The sequence below is a fragment of the Streptomyces roseolus genome, from assembly GCF_014649855.1.
Lineage (GTDB): Bacteria > Actinomycetota > Actinomycetes > Streptomycetales > Streptomycetaceae > Streptomyces > Streptomyces roseolus.
The window spans coordinates 210,610-225,922 of the sequence record NZ_BMTV01000005.1 but is presented as its reverse complement, the minus strand read 5'-3'; the positions used below and the strand labels follow the sequence as shown (position 1 = coordinate 225,922).

At 74.2% G+C, this 15,313-nt stretch carries 17 protein-coding genes and 1 tRNA gene; 8 read left to right on the top strand and 10 right to left on the bottom strand.

Annotation, left to right across the window (positions count from 1 at the left end; all coding sequences use genetic code 11):
• Window positions 1–24 precede the first annotated feature (24 nt).
• The 3 genes from IE245_RS08100 to IE245_RS08090 all read right to left on the bottom strand — a co-directional run bounded on the left by IE245_RS08100 (window position 25) and on the right by IE245_RS08090 (window position 2,027).
• Complete coding sequence (locus IE245_RS08100; RefSeq protein ID WP_189946063.1) at window positions 25–837, bottom strand: SAM-dependent methyltransferase; 813 nt, start codon at window positions 835–837, stop codon at window positions 25–27.
• Between the two features lie 77 nt (window positions 838–914).
• On the bottom strand, window positions 915–1,151 hold the full coding sequence (locus IE245_RS08095; RefSeq protein WP_030495614.1) for a DUF397 domain-containing protein: 237 nt from the start codon (window positions 1,149–1,151) through the stop codon (window positions 915–917).
• Window positions 1,152–2,027 (bottom strand): Sco1979 family transcriptional regulator, encoded by an 876-nt coding sequence (locus IE245_RS08090; protein WP_189946062.1) that lies wholly within the window; start codon window positions 2,025–2,027, stop codon window positions 1,152–1,154.
• 261 nt (window positions 2,028–2,288) lie between these two features.
• On the opposite strand from IE245_RS08090, the gene IE245_RS08085 reads away from it, so the two are divergent.
• From IE245_RS08085 to IE245_RS08075, 3 genes are read left to right on the top strand one after another with little or no spacing between them, the layout of a single operon-like run.
• Window positions 2,289–2,720 carry an ATP-binding protein gene (locus IE245_RS08085; protein WP_189946149.1) on the top strand — a complete coding sequence of 144 codons (432 nt, stop codon included), beginning with the start codon at window positions 2,289–2,291 and terminating at the stop codon, window positions 2,718–2,720.
• Window positions 2,714–3,154, top strand: a complete 441-nt coding sequence (locus IE245_RS08080) for a hypothetical protein (RefSeq protein ID WP_189946061.1) — start codon at window positions 2,714–2,716, stop codon at window positions 3,152–3,154. The genes IE245_RS08085 and IE245_RS08080 overlap by 7 nt, the downstream gene beginning before the upstream one ends.
• Before the next feature lie 34 nt (window positions 3,155–3,188).
• Entirely contained in the window at window positions 3,189–3,899 is a 711-nt protein-coding gene (locus IE245_RS08075; protein WP_189946060.1) for a class I SAM-dependent methyltransferase, read from the top strand.
• Between the two features lie 10 nt (window positions 3,900–3,909).
• Here IE245_RS08075 and IE245_RS08070 read toward each other — a convergent pair whose 3' ends face one another.
• The 5 genes from IE245_RS08070 to IE245_RS08050 all read right to left on the bottom strand — a co-directional run bounded on the left by IE245_RS08070 (window position 3,910) and on the right by IE245_RS08050 (window position 7,425).
• Window positions 3,910–4,485: a DUF4352 domain-containing protein gene (locus tag IE245_RS08070; protein WP_189946059.1), complete on the bottom strand. Its 576-nt coding sequence runs from the start codon at window positions 4,483–4,485 to the stop codon at window positions 3,910–3,912.
• Window positions 4,486–4,691: 206 nt separating this feature from the next.
• Window positions 4,692–4,779 (bottom strand) — tRNA-Leu (locus tag IE245_RS08065).
• Window positions 4,780–5,068: 289 nt separating this feature from the next.
• A complete protein-coding gene (locus IE245_RS08060; protein WP_189946058.1) occupies window positions 5,069–5,704 on the bottom strand; it encodes a class F sortase in 636 nt (211 codons plus the stop codon).
• 81 nt (window positions 5,705–5,785) lie between these two features.
• On the bottom strand, window positions 5,786–6,367 hold the full coding sequence (locus IE245_RS37665; RefSeq protein ID WP_189946057.1) for a hypothetical protein: 582 nt from the start codon (window positions 6,365–6,367) through the stop codon (window positions 5,786–5,788).
• Between the two features lie 113 nt (window positions 6,368–6,480).
• Window positions 6,481–7,425: a beta-ketoacyl-ACP synthase III gene (locus IE245_RS08050; protein WP_189946056.1), complete on the bottom strand. Its 945-nt coding sequence runs from the start codon at window positions 7,423–7,425 to the stop codon at window positions 6,481–6,483.
• Between the two features lie 219 nt (window positions 7,426–7,644).
• Between IE245_RS08050 and fdhD the strand changes: the two genes are divergently transcribed.
• A complete protein-coding gene (fdhD, locus tag IE245_RS08045; RefSeq protein ID WP_189946055.1) occupies window positions 7,645–8,472 on the top strand; it encodes a formate dehydrogenase accessory sulfurtransferase FdhD in 828 nt (275 codons plus the stop codon).
• A gap of 163 nt (window positions 8,473–8,635) precedes the next feature.
• Here fdhD and IE245_RS08040 read toward each other — a convergent pair whose 3' ends face one another.
• A complete protein-coding gene (locus tag IE245_RS08040; RefSeq protein WP_189946054.1) occupies window positions 8,636–9,664 on the bottom strand; it encodes a bile acid:sodium symporter family protein in 1,029 nt (342 codons plus the stop codon).
• Window positions 9,665–9,785: 121 nt separating this feature from the next.
• Between IE245_RS08040 and IE245_RS08035 the strand changes: the two genes are divergently transcribed.
• The 4 genes from IE245_RS08035 to IE245_RS08020 all read left to right on the top strand — a co-directional run bounded on the left by IE245_RS08035 (window position 9,786) and on the right by IE245_RS08020 (window position 14,338).
• Window positions 9,786–10,679, top strand: coding sequence for a LysR family transcriptional regulator (locus IE245_RS08035; RefSeq protein ID WP_189946053.1), 894 nt, complete (start codon window positions 9,786–9,788; stop codon window positions 10,677–10,679).
• Between the two features lie 350 nt (window positions 10,680–11,029).
• Window positions 11,030–12,871, top strand: coding sequence for an AMP-dependent synthetase/ligase (locus tag IE245_RS08030; RefSeq protein ID WP_229851134.1), 1,842 nt, complete (start codon window positions 11,030–11,032; stop codon window positions 12,869–12,871).
• Between the two features lie 184 nt (window positions 12,872–13,055).
• Window positions 13,056–13,850: an aldo/keto reductase gene (locus tag IE245_RS08025; RefSeq protein ID WP_189946148.1), complete on the top strand. Its 795-nt coding sequence runs from the start codon at window positions 13,056–13,058 to the stop codon at window positions 13,848–13,850.
• Between the two features lie 5 nt (window positions 13,851–13,855).
• Complete coding sequence (locus IE245_RS08020; protein ID WP_229851133.1) at window positions 13,856–14,338, top strand: RICIN domain-containing protein; 483 nt, start codon at window positions 13,856–13,858, stop codon at window positions 14,336–14,338.
• Between the two features lie 14 nt (window positions 14,339–14,352).
• Here IE245_RS08020 and IE245_RS08015 read toward each other — a convergent pair whose 3' ends face one another.
• Window positions 14,353–15,291 carry a class I SAM-dependent methyltransferase gene (locus tag IE245_RS08015; RefSeq protein ID WP_189946051.1) on the bottom strand — a complete coding sequence of 313 codons (939 nt, stop codon included), beginning with the start codon at window positions 15,289–15,291 and terminating at the stop codon, window positions 14,353–14,355.
• Window positions 15,292–15,313 lie beyond the last annotated feature (22 nt).

The following is a 15,313-nucleotide window of genomic DNA, read 5'->3' as shown; positions in this document are numbered from 1 at the left end:
CCGGGCCTCGCGCGGACGTACGGGTCAGGGCTTGCGGGCCACCGCGGCCCAGCCGGGGATCGGGTCGTCGCCCTGGACCGGCACCGGCTCGCCCAGCTCGGGGTGCCACTCGGCGGTGAGCGACACCCCGGGCTCGACGAACTCCAGGCCGTCGAAGAAGGCGGCGAGCTCGTCGCGGGAGCGGGGGCGCAAGGTCAGGCCGCGGGCCTTGTACATGCCGACGGCCTTCGCCGCGCCCTCGGGGTCGAAGTCCCCGGTGACGTGCGAGAGGACCAGGTAGGAGCCGGGGGCGAGCTGGTCGACGAGCTTGGCGACGATGTCCTGGGCGCCGTCCTCGTCCCCCAGGAAGTGGAGCAGGGCCAGCATCGACAGCGCGATCGGCTTGTCGAAGTCAAGGACCTTTCCGGCCCTTTCGAGGATCATCTCGGGGTCGCGGGCGTCCGCCTGGATGTACTCGGTGGCCCCCTCGGGGGTCGAGCGCAGCAGGGCGGCCGCGTGGGCGAGCACGATCGGGTCGTTGTCGCAGTAGACGACCCGGGACTCCGGCGCGGCCCCCTGCGCGATCTGGTGCAGGTTGGGCTCGGTCGGGATGCCGGTGCCGACGTCCAGGTACTGGCGCACGCCGTGGGCGCTGAGCCAGCGGATGGCGCGGTGCATGAAGGCGCGGTTGACCCGGGCCATGTCCCGGCCGCGGGCGTCGACGGTGAGGAGCTGGCGGGCCATCTCCTCGTCGACGGGATAGTTGTCCTTGCCGCCCAGGAACCAGTCGTACATCCGCGCGGGGTGCGGCTTGCTGGTGTCGATCCGAATCTCGCGGGATGCGGGGTCCTGGGTCATCGTCGGCTCTCCTCGTAGGGACGAACGGGTGGCGCTGCCACAAGAGTTACGTGACGGTAGGGGCGTGACGGAAGGGGTCAGGTGAGAAGGAAGTCAGCCTGGCCGGATTTGGCGCCCGCGATGAACGCGGCGATCTCTCCGTGGGTGTAGATGAGGGCGGGACCTTCAGGGTCTGCGGACTGTCGCACGGCGACCCTGCCGTCGGCCAGCTTCATGGCCTCCACGCAGTTGCCCCCGTTCCCGCCGCTCCAGGGCTTGTGCCATCCCTCGGCACCGAGCTCCGCGGCGGGCATGCCGTTGTATATGCGATCCATTCACAGCTCCTTGCGGAGATCCCGGAGGATCTCCTTCGTGCGTTGTGCAGTCGCGGCCTGCGCCGCCATACGGTCCATGACCTCCAGGTGGGACGCCACCTCGGGGCGCGCGTCGAGGTAGACCGCGCCGGTCAGGTACTCGCTGTAGACCATGTCCGGGAGTTCGGGCATGGCGAAGCGGAAGAGGACGAAGGGACCGTACGTGCCGGGGTGGTGGCCGGACGCGAACTCCGCGATCTGCAGGGTGACGTTCGGCAGCTCGGACACTTCGAGCAGCCGGTCGAGCTGGTCGCGCATCACCTCGGGCCCGTCGCCGACCGGCCGGCGGAACACCGTCTCGTCCATGATCACCCAGAACTTCGGGGCGTCCTCCCTGGTCAGCAGGGACTGACGCTCCATCCGCAGGGCTACATGCCGATCGATGTCCTCCTCGCGCGCGGCGTCACCGCCGCCGCCGACCGCTCCGCTGCGCAGAATGGCGCGGGCGTACTCCTCGGTCTGGAGCAGACCGGGGACGAACTGGGGTTCATAGGCGCGGATGAGGCTCGCGGCCCCCTCCAGGCTGACGTACATGGAGAACCAGCCGGGCAGCACGTCGTGGAACCGCTGCCACCAGCCGGGAAGGTTGGCCTCCTCGGCGAGGGCGACGAAGGCCTCCGCCTCGGGTCCTTCGATGCCGTACGCGGCCAGCAGCAGCTGGACGTACGGGATCTTCAGCGCGACCTCCGCGGTCTCCATGCGGCGGATGGTGGCCGGGGCGACGTGGAGGACCTTGGCGGCCTCCTCCCGCTTGAGGCCCGCGCGCTCGTGCAGGTCCTGCAGACGCCGACCGAGGACGACCTGTCCCACCGTGGGGGCGGACCGCGGCTCGCTCACTCTCAGACCTCCCCGACGCGCTGTTTCGACGAGTGTGCCACGAAGCCAGGCCAGAGAGAACAAGGCACTCTGCATTTTTCAGAGTGCCACTTGCCAAGTGTCCGAGTCAGGAGGACAGTGTTCCGGTGAACCAGTACGGACTGTCGCCGGTGCCCCCGGGCCCCGGCGACAGCGACGTACGGCAGCCCTGCCCACTGTTGTGAGGAACCGGTCGTGGCTTCTGGTAACGCGCAGCCCTCAGGTCTCATGAGCCCCAGAGTCATGGCCCAGCGCCCCAAGGCCCGCCACGATCCCGCCCACCGCTTCGCCTTCGAGCTGCCCGCCCGCACCGAGTCCGTGAGCCGCGCCCGCCACCTCACCGAGGAGCGGCTGCTGCTCTGGGGCCGCGGCCCCGAGATACGCGACACGGCCGCCCTGGTCGTCTCCGAGCTGGTCACCAACGCGGTGCTGCACACCGCCAGCAGCCGGATCGTCTGCGAACTCCGCCAGGGCGCCGACAGCCTCCGCATCGCCGTCCGCGACGAGGGCGGCCCCGCCGGCCCCCGGATACGCGACTGCGGCGCGGACGAACGCGGCCGCGGACTCCTCATCGTCGACGCGCTCTGCGAGGCCTGGGGCGCCGAGCGCACCGGCCACGGCACGGCGCAGATCGTCTGGGCGGAACTCCCGCACTCCCTGGGGGAGCCATGCTGAAGTCGATGGCCGGCCTCCTCGCCCCCCGCGCCCGCCGCTCCCCCGAGAACGGCCCCGGCCTCCGCCCCGCCGTCCCCGCCACCCGCCTCGCCGTGCCCACCGGTCTGACCACCGGCCTCGGCTGCGACGCCGTCGGCGTCCCCGCCCGCTTCGGCTTCAAGATCCTCTCCCGGCTCCCCGCCAAGGGCTGCGTGTACGCCGACACCGACTGGTGGTGGTGGCTGGTCCCGGCCGGCTCCGACCTCGACCTCGTCTGGCCGCTGCCCGCCTGCTACGCCCGGGGCGCCGAGATCCCCGACCGCGGGCCGCGCCTCATCCACCACCCGGACGGCACCTCGCCCTACACCCCGCCGATCCCCCTCTACCTGCTGACCTGCCAGCTCACCGGCATCGCCCCGGCCTGGCCGGCACCCCAGGTGCGCACCGCCCTGTGACGCCCCGGGCCCTCCGCCGCATAGAGTCGGCACCATGTTCACCCCGCAGGGCCCGACCCTCCGCGAACTGACCGTCCAGGCCCTCTCCTCCGTCGAGCACGGCTACGACCTCCTGGCGCCGAAGTTCGAGGCGACGCCCTTCCGCACCCCGGACCGGATCCTCACGGCGGTGGCCCGCGCCCTGGAGGAGCTCGGCCCCTTCGACACGGGCCTGGACGTCTGCTGCGGCACCGGCGCCGGCCTCCCGGCCCTCCGCGCGGTCTGCGCGGGCCGGGTCACGGGCGTCGACTTCAGTACGAACATGCTGGCCGAGGCGCGCCGCCGGCACCCCACCGCCACCCTGGTGCGCGCCGACGCCCGGGCCCTCCCCTTCACCGCCGCCTTCGACCTGGCGGTCAGCTTCGGCGCCTTCGGTCACTTCCTCCCGGACGAGCAGCGCACCCTCTTCGCCGGCGTCCACGCCGCCCTCCGCCCCGGCGGCACCCTCGCCTTCCCCCTCCCGGCCCCGCCCCCGGTCGGCTCCCGCGCCTACTGGGCCCTCTGGGCCTTCGACGCGGCGATGCGGGTCCGCAACGCGGTGTGGCGCCCGCCGTTCGTCATGTACTACCGCACCTTCCGCCTCGCGGACGTCCGCGCCCGCCTGGAGGAGACCGGCTTCCGCGTCACCCACCAGCCCCTGACCGCCTTCGGCACCCGCCCGGACGGCAGCCCGAACTGCCGGCTGGTGGTGGCGCGGAAGGAGTGACGGCGGGGTCTCAGGCGAGCTCGCCGGTCCAGTGGACGGCGTCACCGTCGAAGCCGACGCTCACGCCCATCTCCAGCGTGTTCCCCGCGCCGGGCGGGAGGTCGAAGCCGTACGCGGCGACGGTCCTGCGTCCCGGGAGGAGGTCTCCTTCCAGGGGCATGACCACCTGCTCCGGGTCGAAGACCTGGGCGGTCTCCCGGCCGTCGCCGTCCCGGCCCCGCACGACCACCGTCACGAGCTTGATCCGCTCGTCCGAGCCGTTGCGGACGGTCACGTCGACCTTCACGGCGACGTTCCCGTCCTTGTGCCCGGCCGACGACTGGGCGGGGGTGAAACGCTCGGGCGGCGACACCGTCACCTCGACCCCGCCCGCGAACCGGTGGGTCCGGCCGAACGGCAGCAGGCCCGCGCTCTCCGGCGGCGGCGTGCTGGACCCGCGGGCCGGGGACGCCGTCGGCGAGGCCGGCCCGGACGGGGTCCGGGCGGACGGTGGCGTCGAGGCCGTGCCGCCCCCTCCGCCGTCGGCGTCCCCGAACGCGCCCGCGCCGACGAGGAGGCCGGCGACGCCGACGGCGAGGACCAGCACCCCGGCCAGGACGAGCAGCCAGGTGCGGCGGTGCGGCGGCGTGGGGGCCGGTCCGCTCAGCGGGCCGGGCGGCGGGCCCTCGGGAGGGCCGTCCGGAACCGTTCGCGTCGCTCATGGCACGCCTCCGCCGTCCCCGAGGGGTTTTCCTCAGGGTAGGCGCGGCATGCGGAAAGCGCCGGTCGATGAGATCGACCGGCGCTTCCGTGTGGTGTCCGAGGGGGGACTTGAACCCCCACGCCCGATAAAGGGCACTAGCACCTCAAGCTAGCGCGTCTGCCATTCCGCCACCCGGACAGGGTGTGTGTCGTCCTCGGGGGTGTTCCCCGCGGCGACATGGATAACTCTACCAGGGGTTCGCGGGGGCTTTCACCGGCGTTTTCCGTGGTCAGTCGCGGGGTGGCCGGAGGGGGAGGTCCCGTGCGCCGGTGGACCCCGGGTCGTGACCGGACGCACGGGGACCGCCCATCCCCTGGAGGATGCCGCCGTGGCGGCCGGGAGCCGGGCGCCCCCCGACGCCCGCTCCGGGGACAACGATGGCTCCGAGGGGTTGGTCCAGGCCAGCCCGTGTCCGGAATACGTCAGGTCAGGCGCGGAGGCCGGTGAGGCGGGCGGAGACGACGACGTTTCCGGTGTAGCCGGTGGCGCGGGTGTAGGGGCCTCCGCAGGTGATCAGGCGGAGTTCGGGGGCGCGGGTGGAGGCGTAGACGCGGTCGGCCGGGAAGTCGTCCTTCGGGAGGAGTTCCACGGCGTGGACGGTGAAGACGGCCGTGCGGCCGTCGGCGCGGTGGACCTCCACGGTGCGGCCCCGGGTGAGGGCGCCCAGGGCGTGGAAGACGGCGGGGCCGGCGGGGGTGTCGACGTGGCCGGTGACGACGGCGGTCCCGGGTTCGCCGGGGGTGACCGAGCCCGCGTACCAGCCGGCGCGGCCGGGGTGTTCCGGCGGCGGGGCCTCCAGCCAGCCGTCCGCGTCCAGGCCGATCCGGGTGAGGGGGGCGTCGATGCCGATCGCGGGGATCGTGACGGCGAGCGGGGCCGAGGCGGGGAGGCCGGCGCGGGGCGGCGGCGGGGGTGCGGCGGGGGCCGGGGCGTCGGCCGCGAGGGGGCGGGGCGGGCCGGGGGCGGTGAGCTGCTGCGTACCGCCGCGGACGAGGTGGACGCCGACGAGGAGGAGGACCGCGACGAGGCCCCAGGCGCCGCGCCGGCCGTACGCGCTGTCCACCGCCTCGGGCCTCCTCTCCTCGGATGGGTGCTGGTCGCCCCTCCGTCCCGGACCTCGTCACACCGGGACGGAGGGGCCGTCTCAGGGGCGGCGGCGGGCGAGGACGAGCGCGGAGCCGGCCGCGGCGGCGATGAGGACGGCGCCGGCGGCCAGTTCGGCCGCGCCCAGCGCGTCGGAGCCGGTGGAGCCGCCGAAGCCGGCCTTCACGCCCTTGTGCGGGGGTGTCGGGTGCGCCGGGGTGACCGGCGCGGGCGGCGGGCCGGAGGCGCGGGCGACGGTCAGGGTGGTGGTGCCGCGCTCGCCCTTGCAGTCGAAGGCGATCTCGTACGCGGCGCCGGCCTCGGCGTCGAGGTCGACGGTCGCCCGGCCGGGGCGGCCCTCGGTGAGGGTCACCGTGTCGAAGACGCCGGACGTGACCGTCACGGAGGGCACCTCGCAGCCGTCCGCGGTCAGGGTGACGGTGCCGCCGGGGGCGACGGTGCGGGGCGTGACGGAGAAGCCGAAGGAGGTGATGCCCGCTCCGCTGCCGGCGCCCGGTCCGATGTCGGCTCCGGCGCCCGGGCCGGTGTCGGTTCCGTCGTCCGCGGAGGCCGCGGGGGCGGCGGACAGCGCCAGGGCCGCGGCGGCGGTCAGGGCGGCGGGAACGGTACGTATCGCGCGCATGCGGTCCTCCGGTTCGCGGCGCGGGCTCGGGCACCCCCACCGCGATCGAAGCTAGGCGCGCCCCGGGGGCGCCGCCACCGGGCTCCCCCTCGCACTCCGCCGAACGGGGTCGTTCAGGGCAGCCGGACGACCTGGCCGGCGTAGGAGAGGTTGCCGCCGAAGCCGAAGAGGAGGACGGGGGCACCGGACGGCAGCTCGCCGCGCTCGACGAGCTTGGCGAGGGCGAGCGGCACGGAGGCGGCGGAGGTGTTGCCGGAGTCGACGACGTCCCGGGCGACGACCGCGTTGACGGCGCCGATCTTCGCGGCGAGGGGTTCGATGATCCGGAGGTTCGCCTGGTGGAGGACGACGCCGGCGAGGTCATCCGGGACGATCCCGGAGCGGGTGCAGACCTCGCGGGCGAGGGCCGGGAGCTTCTGCGTGGCCCAGCGGTAGACGCTCTGGCCCTCCTGGGCGAAGCGCGGCGGGGTGCCCTCGATGCGGACCGCGTTGCCCATCTCGGGGACCGAGCCCCACAGGACCGGGCCGATGGCGCCGGTGTCCGTCTCCGTCGCCTCCACGATGACGGCGCCGGCGCCGTCGCCGGTGAGGACGCAGGTGGTGCGGTCGGTCCAGTCGGTGACGCCGGTCATCTTGTCGGCGCCGATGACCAGGGCGCGGCGGGCGGCGCCGGCGCGGACCGCGTGGTCGGCGGTGGCGAGCGCGTGGGTGAAACCGGCGCAGACCACGTTGAGGTCGAGGGTGGCGGGCGAGGCCATGCCGAGGCGGGCGGCGACCCGGGCGGCCGTGTTGGGCGAGCGGTCGATCGCGGTGGAGGTGGCCACGATGACGTAGTCGACGTCTCCGGGGGCGAGGCCGGCGGCGGCCAGCGCCTTGCCCGCGGCGTGCGCGGCGAGCTCGTCGACCGGCTCCTCGGGCCCGGCGACGTGCCGCGTGCGGATGCCGACCCGGCTGAGGATCCACTCGTCGCTCGTGTCGACCAGCTCGGCCAGGTCGTGGTTGGTCAGTACCTTGGCGGGCTGGTAGTGCCCGAGCGCGGCGATGCGAGTGCCCGTCATCCCGGGACCCCCTCGATGGTTCGTTCAGCGGCAGGAACCACCCAGTGTTGCCAGCGACTGATGGGTAACAGGTGACGTAAACCACCAAGATTCACCCGGATGGCTTGGCCGACCGTGACAAGGGGTCAGGCGGCGCACCGGATCCGGCGGCCCGGGCGGGGGTGGCGCAGAATGACACGGTCAGGGGCAGGAACACCGGAAGAATCGAAGGCGGCGGGGATGGGACGGGTCACCGAGCGACGGCGGGTCACACGCATCCGGGGCGGCGCGGTGAGCACGCGGCCGGACACGCTGGTGGCGGAGGAGCCGCTGGAGATCCGGCTGAACGGCAAGCCGCTCGCGATCACCATGCGGACGCCGGGCGACGACTTCGCGCTGGCGGCGGGCTTCCTGGTGAGCGAGGGCGTGCTGGCCTCCGCCGCGGACGTGCGGTCCATCGTGTACTGCGCGGGGGCGAAGGAGGACGGGACCAACACGTACAACGTGGTGGACGTGAAGCTGGCGCCCGGGGTCGCCGTCCCCGACATCACGCTGGAGCGGAACGTCTACACGACCTCGTCGTGCGGGCTGTGCGGCAAGGCGAGCCTGGACGCGGTGCGGACGACGGCCCGCTTCCCGATCGCCGACACCCCGCCGGTACGGGTCTCCCCCGCGCTCCTGTCCGGGCTGCCGGACCGGCTGCGGGCGGCGCAGAAGGTCTTCGACACGACGGGCGGGCTGCACGCGGCGGCGCTCTTCACGGAGGACGGCGAGCTGCTCGACGTACGGGAGGACGTGGGGCGGCACAACGCGGTCGACAAGCTGGTCGGCCGCGCGCTGCGGGAGGACCTGCTCCCCCTGGACCGCGCGGTCCTGCTGGTCTCCGGCCGGGCGTCCTTCGAACTCGCGCAGAAGGCGGTGATGGCGGGGATCCCGATGCTGGCGGCGGTCTCCGCGCCGTCGTCCCTGGCGGTCGACCTGGCGGCGGAGGCGGGCCTGACGCTCGTCGGCTTCCTCCGCGGGCCCGACATGAACGTCTACACGCACCCCGACCGCGTGATGGTGTGACGCGCCTGCGGCCGGGGCGGAACGACAGCTTCTGCGGGTGCCTCCGCACCTGCACCTGCACCTGGACCCGCACCGGTACGGCGCCGCACTCGGGGTGCGGGTTCAGGCGCAGGAAGCCTTGGCCCGGCAACGGGGCGCCCTCCCTGTGCCCACCCGTCCCGCCCTAGCGGGACGTATGCCCACAGGGACGGCGGGCGCGGTCGGCGCGCAAGGCCGGTTCCGCGTGCCGGGCCCGGTGTTTCGCCAGGGGGGCGCAGGTCATGAGTTGGAGCTGGTGGTAGAGCATCAGGGGGAGGACCGCGAGCGAGGCGTGCGGGCCGAAGAGGACGCTCGCCATGGGCAGCCCCGCGGCCAGGCTCTTCTTCGAGCCCGCGAACTGGATCGCGATCCGGTCGGCCCGGTCGAAGCCGAGGCGGCCCGCGCCGTACCAGGTCAGCGTCAGCATCACCGCCAGGAGGACGGCCTCCGCCGCGAGGAGGAGGGCGAGCCGGCCGGGGGTCACCAGGTGCCAGATGCCCGCGACCATGCCCTGGCTGAAGGCCGTGTAGACGACCAGCAGGATCGAGCCCCGGTCCACCTGCCCCAGCACCCGCTTGTGGCGGAGCAGGAAGCCGCCCAGGCGGGGCCGCAGGAGCTGGCCCAGGAGGAAGGGGGCCAGGAGCTGGAGGGCGATCCTGAGGACGGAGTCGGCCGACAGGCCCCCCGTGCTGCCGCCCAGCAGCGCCGCGGCGAGCAGCGGGGTCAGCACGATCCCGGCGAGCGAGGAGAAGGAGCCCGCGCAGATCGCGGCGGGGACGTTGCCGCGGGCGATCGACGTGAAGGCGATCGAGGACTGGATCGTCGACGGCACCAGGCAGAGGAAGAGGAAGCCGGTGTACAGCTCGGGGGTGAGGACCGTGGGCACGAGGGCGCGCGCGGCGAGGCCGAGCAGCGGGAAGACGAGGAAGGTGCAGCCGAGGACCGTGAGGTGGAGCCGCCAGTGGCGGAGGCCGTCGAGGGCCTCGCGGGTGGAGAGCCGGGCGCCGTAGAGGAAGAAGAGGAAGGCGACGACGGCCGTCGCGGCCGACTCGGCGACGGTGGCGCCCGTCCCGGAGGCGGGCAGCAGGACGGCGAGGCCGACCGTGCCGAGCAGCGCGAGGAGGTAGCCGTCGACCGGCAGCCAGGGAGGCGGGAAGGTGCGGCGGCGGGTCATGGCTCCACGGTGGTTCTCGGGGGGAGGGGGCGGTTCGGTGTCCATCCTGGTCCACGGCGGGGTCATCGGGAATCCCGTACAGCGCACTGACTGTCATCACGGATCGCGATAGCCTCGTCCCGTGTACGAGCCCGCCCAGCTGCGCACCTTTCTCGCCGTGGCGCAGACGCTCTCCTTCACCGGGGCCGCCCGCAGGCTCGGGGTGCGGCAGTCGACCGTCAGCCAGCACGTGCGACGCCTCGAGGAGGCGGTCGGGCGGCCGCTGTTCACGCGGGACACGCACAGCGTGGAGCTGACCGGGGACGGGGAGGCGATGCTGGGGTTCGCCCGGGCGATCCTCCGGGCGCACGAGCGGGCGGCGGCCTTCTTCGCGGGGACGCGGCTGCGCGGGCGGCTGCGGTTCGGGGCCTCGGAGGACTTCGTGGCGACCCGGCTGCCGGAGATCCTGGAGTCCTTCCGGCGGGCGCACCCCGAGGTGGACCTGGAGCTGACCGTGGAGCTCTCGGGGACGCTGGAGGCGCGGCTCGCGGCGGGCCGGCTCGATCTGGTCCTGGCGAAGCGGGGCGCGGGCGCGGACGGCGACGGCGGGCTCCTGGTGTGGAGCGACGTCCTGGTGTGGATCGGGGCGCCGGGGCTGCGGCTCGACCCGGAGCGGCCGGTGCCGCTGATCGTCTACCCGCCGCCGGGCATCACCCGCGCGCGGGCGCTGGCCGCGCTGGAGGCGGAGGGCCGGGCCTGGCGGATCGCGTGCACGAGTTCCAGCCTGAGCGCCAACGTCGCGGCGGCCCGCGCGGGGCTCGGCGTGATGGCCCACACGCGCGGCCTGGTGCCGCCCGGGCTCGTCCCCGTACCCGCCAGGGCCGGGCTGCCGGAGCTGGGCGGGGTGGACTTCGTGCTCCGGCACGGGCGGCGGGGCGGGGCGACGCAGGAGGCCGCGGACGCGCTGGCGGAGGCGATCCTGGAGGGCGGCGACGGCCTCCGGCGCCCCGACGAACGGCACCCGCCCGGCGTGTGACCGTTCGGCCCGTGACCGCCCGGCCCGAGCCGGAGGCCCGGGCGGCCGGGCCGGGCCGTCGGGCCCTCCGGCCCGGACCGGCTTCGTCGGATACCGGCCGGTCACGGCGGCGTGCGGGGGCGGTGGGGGTTCCGTGGAGACTTCGGGACGACCGGACCTACCGGACGGTACGCGACCGGGGACCTTCGCCGGTCACTTGCCCGCCCACCCGCCCTGACCTGTACGAACGGTGAATGTCGCGGCTTGGTGAAGGTCCTGCCGCGGGCCGCCCGGTTGGGGTACGGTCACGGCGCCGCAGCCGTCGCGGCGGCCCCTTTCAGCCACCGAGCCGTCGAGGGAGGAGCAGGTCCGTGCGTGAGTTCACCGTGCCACCCGTCGAGGCGGCCCCGCTCGGCGGCGGGCTCGCGGACGCCGTCTTCACCCGCGCCGACGCCACCCCCGACGCGATCGCCTTCGGGCGCCGCACGCCGTACGGGGAGTGGGAGGACGTCAGCTGCGCCCGCTTCCGGGACGAGGTGCTGGCGCTGGCGAAGGGGCTCGTCGCGCACGGGGTGCGGTTCGGCGACCGGGTCGCGATCATGTCCCGTACCCGCTACGAGTGGACGCTCTTCGACTTCGCGCTGTGGACGCTCGGCGCCCAGCCGGTGCCGGTCTATCCGACCTCCTCCGCCGACCAGGTCCACTGGATGCTGCACGACGCCGAGGTCACCGCCTGTGTGGTCGAGCACGAGGACCACGCCATGACCATCGGGTCCGTGGTGGACCGGCTGCCCAGGCTCCAGCGGCTGTGGCAGCTCGACCCCGGCGAGGACGCCGGTCCCGGCGCGGTCGCCGAACTGACCGCCGCCGGAGCGTCCATCGACGAGGACGTCGTGCACCGGCACCGGCGGGCCGTGACCCCCGAGTCGGTGGCGACGGTCATCTACACCTCGGGCACCACCGGCCGGCCCAAGGGCTGCGTGCTCCACCACGGCCACTTCATGGTCGAGACCGACGCCCTGCTCGCCGGCTGGGAACCGGTCTTCCGCTCGCGCCCCGGCGACCAGGCCTCCACCCTGCTCTTCCTGCCGCTCGCCCACGTCTTCGGGCGGATGGTGGAGGTCGCGGCGGTGCGCGGCGGGGTGAAGCTGGGCCACCAGCCGTCGATGACCGCCTCGGCGCTCCTGCCCGACCTGGTGTCCTTCCGGCCGAGTTTCGTCCTGGCCGTGCCGTACGTCTTCGAGAAGATCTTCCACGCGGCGCGCCGCCGGGCGGAGGCGGACGGCCGGGCCGGCGTCTTCGACAAGGCGGTGGACGTGGCCGTGAAGTACGCGGAGGCGCTGGAGCAGAAGGCGTTCGGCCTCGGCCCCGGCCCGTCGGCGGCGCTGCGGATGCAGCACCAGTTCTTCGACAAGACGGTGTACGGCAAAGTCCGCGAGACGCTCGGCGGGCGGATCCGGTACGCGATGTCGGGGGGTTCGGCGATGGACCGGCGGACCGGGCTCTTCTTCGCGGGCGCCGGCGTGACCGTCTTCGAGGGGTACGGCCTGACGGAGACGACGGCGGCGGCGACCGCGAACCCGCCGGGCCGGGTCCGGTACGGCACGGTGGGCCGGCCGGTGCCGGGCACGACCGTGCACATCGCGGAGGACGGCGAGGTGTGGATCCACGGCGGCCAGGTCTTCGCCGGCTACCTGGGCGACCCGGCCGCCACCTCGGCCGTCCTGAACGACGGCTGGCTCGCCACCGGCGACCTGGGCGCGCTGGACGCCGAGGGCTATCTGACGATCACCGGGCGGAAGAAGGAGATCCTGGTGACGTCCGGCGGCAAGAGCGTGGCGCCGTCCGGCCTGGAGGAGCGGGTGCGGGCGCACCCGCTGATCGCCCAGTGCCTGGTCGTCGGGAACGACCGTCCGTACATCGCGGCCCTCGTCACCCTGGACCAGGAGGCGGTGGACCACTGGCTGGCCATCCAGGGCCGGGCGCCGCTCTCCCCCGCCGAGCTGGTCCGCGACCCGGACCTGGAGACGGAGATCCGGCGCGGGGTGGTGGCCGCCAACACGCTCGTGTCGCAGGCCGAGTCGATCCGTACGTTCCGCATCCTCGCCCGGCCCTTCAGCGAGGAGCACGGGCTGCTCACCCCGTCGCTGAAGCTGAAGCGGAAGGCGATCGAGCGGGCGTACGCCGCGGAGGTCGAGGCGCTGTACGGCTGACGGAACGGCCGTACGGCCGTGGCGCGGTGGCCGGAATGATGTCGGGCGCGTGATCGTTGGGGTCGAGGGGCGGTCGTTCGCGCGCCCGCCCGCGCACGAGCCACGAGCACGACGACGTAAGGACCCATCCCACGTGAGCACGGACAGCAAGATCCCCTCGGTCACCCTGAACAACGGCGTGGCGATGCCGCAGCTCGGCTTCGGCGTCTGGCAGGTCCCGGACGACGAGGCGGAGAAGGCGGTGGCCACCGCGCTCGAAGCCGGCTACCGGTCCATCGACACGGCGGCGATCTACGAGAACGAGCGGGGCACCGGCAAGGCCCTGGCCGCCTCCGGGATCCCCCGCGAGGAGCTCTTCGTCACCACCAAGCTGTGGAACAGCGACCAGGGGTACGACTCCGCCCTGCGGGCCTTCGACGCCTCCCTGGAGCGGCTCGGCCTCGACGAGGTCGACCTGTACCTGATCCACTGGCCGACCCCGGCGAAGAACGCGTACGTCGACAGTTACCGGGCCCTGGAGAAGATCCTCGGCGAGGGCCGCGCCAAGGCGATCGGCGTCTCCAACTTCCTCCCCGAGCACCTGGAGCGGCTGACGGCCGAGACCGGCGTGGTGCCGGCGGTGAACCAGATCGAGCTGCACCCGCAGCTGGCGCAGGCCGAGTCCCGCGCGCTCCACGCCGAGCTCGGCATCGCGACGGAGGCGTGGTCGCCGCTGGGCTCGGGCCGCGGCCTGCTGGAGGTGCCCGCGATCGTCGCCGTCGCCCGCAAGCACGGGCGGTCCCCCGCGCAGGTGGTGCTCCGCTGGCACCTCCAGACGGGCAACGTGGTCATCCCGAAGTCGGTGACCCCGTCCCGGATCCGGGAGAACGTCGACGTCTTCGACTTCGAGCTGGACGCGGAGGACATGGCCGCGATCGCCGCGCTCGACGAGGGCCGGCGCCTCGGGCCGAACCCGGCCGAGTTCAACGCGGGCGCCTGAGGCCCGTGGTGCAGGGGAGGGTCGACGGGGGCACCGCCCCCGTCCAGGACGGGCTGTACCGGCTGCGGAACGTGGGCAGCGGCCTGGTCCTGGAGGTGTACGCGGGTTCGCGGCGCGGCGGTGCGAAGGTGCAGCAGGGCGCCGGGACGGACGCGCCGGGGCAGCGGTGGCAGGTGTCCGCGGTGCCGAACGGCGGCGGGCTCTACCACCTGGTCAACGCGGCCAGCGGGAAGCGGCTCGACGTCGTGAACGCCTCCACGGAGCCGGGCGCGCTCATCCAGCAGTGGCGGGCGAACAACTTCGGCGCCCAGGAGTGGATCATCGAGCAGGACGTCGAGTCGCCCGGGACGGTCACGCTGGTGAGCTTCATCAGCGGGCTGCTCCTCGAAGTGGCCGACGGTTCGACGGCCGAGGGCGCCGACATACGCCAGGGGGAGGACACCGACTCGCCGTTCCAGTGGTGGCGGCTGGAGCCGGTGCCCTCCTGAAAGCCCCCGGGCGGTCAGCCCTTGCGGGCGGTGTGGACCGTGTGCGCCGTCAGGTGGAACAGGTCCGTGCGGTGGTGCAGGGACTGCTCGTCGGCCGGGTCGAGGAGCCGGTCGAGGGTCGCCCGGTCCTCGGCGTCCAGGTGCTCGCCGAAGCCCTCGCGGAGCCGCCCGAAGTGACTGACGGCGAGCTCGCGCACGACCTGCGGGACGGGCGCGGGCACGTCCACCAGGAAGGTGCGGGTGCCGGCCGGGGTGAGGCCCGCGGAGACGAACAGGGCGCGCCAGTCGTCCGGTTCGCGCGTCGAGCCGGGCAGCTCGGCGCGCATCCGGGCGAACCAGTGGGCGTGCTCGGCGTCGAAGCGGGCCTCCAGGCCGGGGCGGCCGATGCCGATGTCGCGGGGCAGGTGGCGGGGGGTGAGCCCGCCCTCGACGAGGGCGATCAGGCCGCCCGGGCGGATCAGCTTCGCGAAGTCGGCGAGGGCGGCGCGCTGGTCGCCGATGTGGTGCAGGGAGTTCCCGGCCCACAGCAGGTCGGCCTCGCCGAGGCTGCCGGTCTCCTCCGGGAGCTCGGCCCGCAGGGTGCTGACGCGCGCGCCGAGGCCCTGGGCCTCGGCGCGGGCGCGGGCCCGCTCCAGGAGCTCCGGGGTGCCGTCGACGGCGACGGCCTCGGCGTACGGGAACGCGTCCGCGAGCACGGCGGTGATGACGCCGGGGCCGCTTCCGACGTCGAGGAGCCGGCGGACGCCGCTCGGGGGGACGAGGGTGCCGAGCCAGGCGGCGGCCTCGCGGTAGGCGCCGCCCGCCACCTCGGCCTGTGCCTCCAGGAGCGGCGCGAGCCGGCCCCAGTCGAGCCCGGTGTCGTGCCCGTGGGAGTGCGCGTGCGTGTGGCCGTGGGTGTGGGAGTGGCCGCCGTGGTCGCCGTGCGGCGCGTGGGTCTCGCGATGCTGGGTCATGGCACCAGCGTGCGCCGGGGCG

Bases quoted from the DNA above. Each gene is read 5' to 3' on its own strand.
- IE245_RS08100 (WP_189946063.1), bottom strand. From the start codon at position 837: ATGACCCAGGACCCCGCATCCCGCGAGATTCGGATCGACACCAGCAAG.
- IE245_RS08095 (WP_030495614.1), bottom strand. From the start codon at position 1,151: ATGGATCGCATATACAACGGCATGCCCGCCGCGGAGCTCGGTGCCGAG.
- IE245_RS08085 (WP_189946149.1), top strand. From the start codon at position 2,289: ATGGCCCAGCGCCCCAAGGCCCGCCACGATCCCGCCCACCGCTTCGCC.
- IE245_RS08080 (WP_189946061.1), top strand. From the start codon at position 2,714: ATGCTGAAGTCGATGGCCGGCCTCCTCGCCCCCCGCGCCCGCCGCTCC.
- IE245_RS08075 (WP_189946060.1), top strand. From the start codon at position 3,189: ATGTTCACCCCGCAGGGCCCGACCCTCCGCGAACTGACCGTCCAGGCC.
- IE245_RS37665 (WP_189946057.1), bottom strand. From the start codon at position 6,367: ATGCGCGCGATACGTACCGTTCCCGCCGCCCTGACCGCCGCCGCGGCC.
- IE245_RS08050 (WP_189946056.1), bottom strand. From the start codon at position 7,425: ATGACGGGCACTCGCATCGCCGCGCTCGGGCACTACCAGCCCGCCAAG.
- fdhD (WP_189946055.1), top strand. From the start codon at position 7,645: ATGGGACGGGTCACCGAGCGACGGCGGGTCACACGCATCCGGGGCGGC.
- IE245_RS08040 (WP_189946054.1), bottom strand. From the start codon at position 9,664: ATGACCCGCCGCCGCACCTTCCCGCCTCCCTGGCTGCCGGTCGACGGC.
- IE245_RS08025 (WP_189946148.1), top strand. From the start codon at position 13,056: ATGCCGCAGCTCGGCTTCGGCGTCTGGCAGGTCCCGGACGACGAGGCG.
- IE245_RS08015 (WP_189946051.1), bottom strand. From the start codon at position 15,291: ATGACCCAGCATCGCGAGACCCACGCGCCGCACGGCGACCACGGCGGC.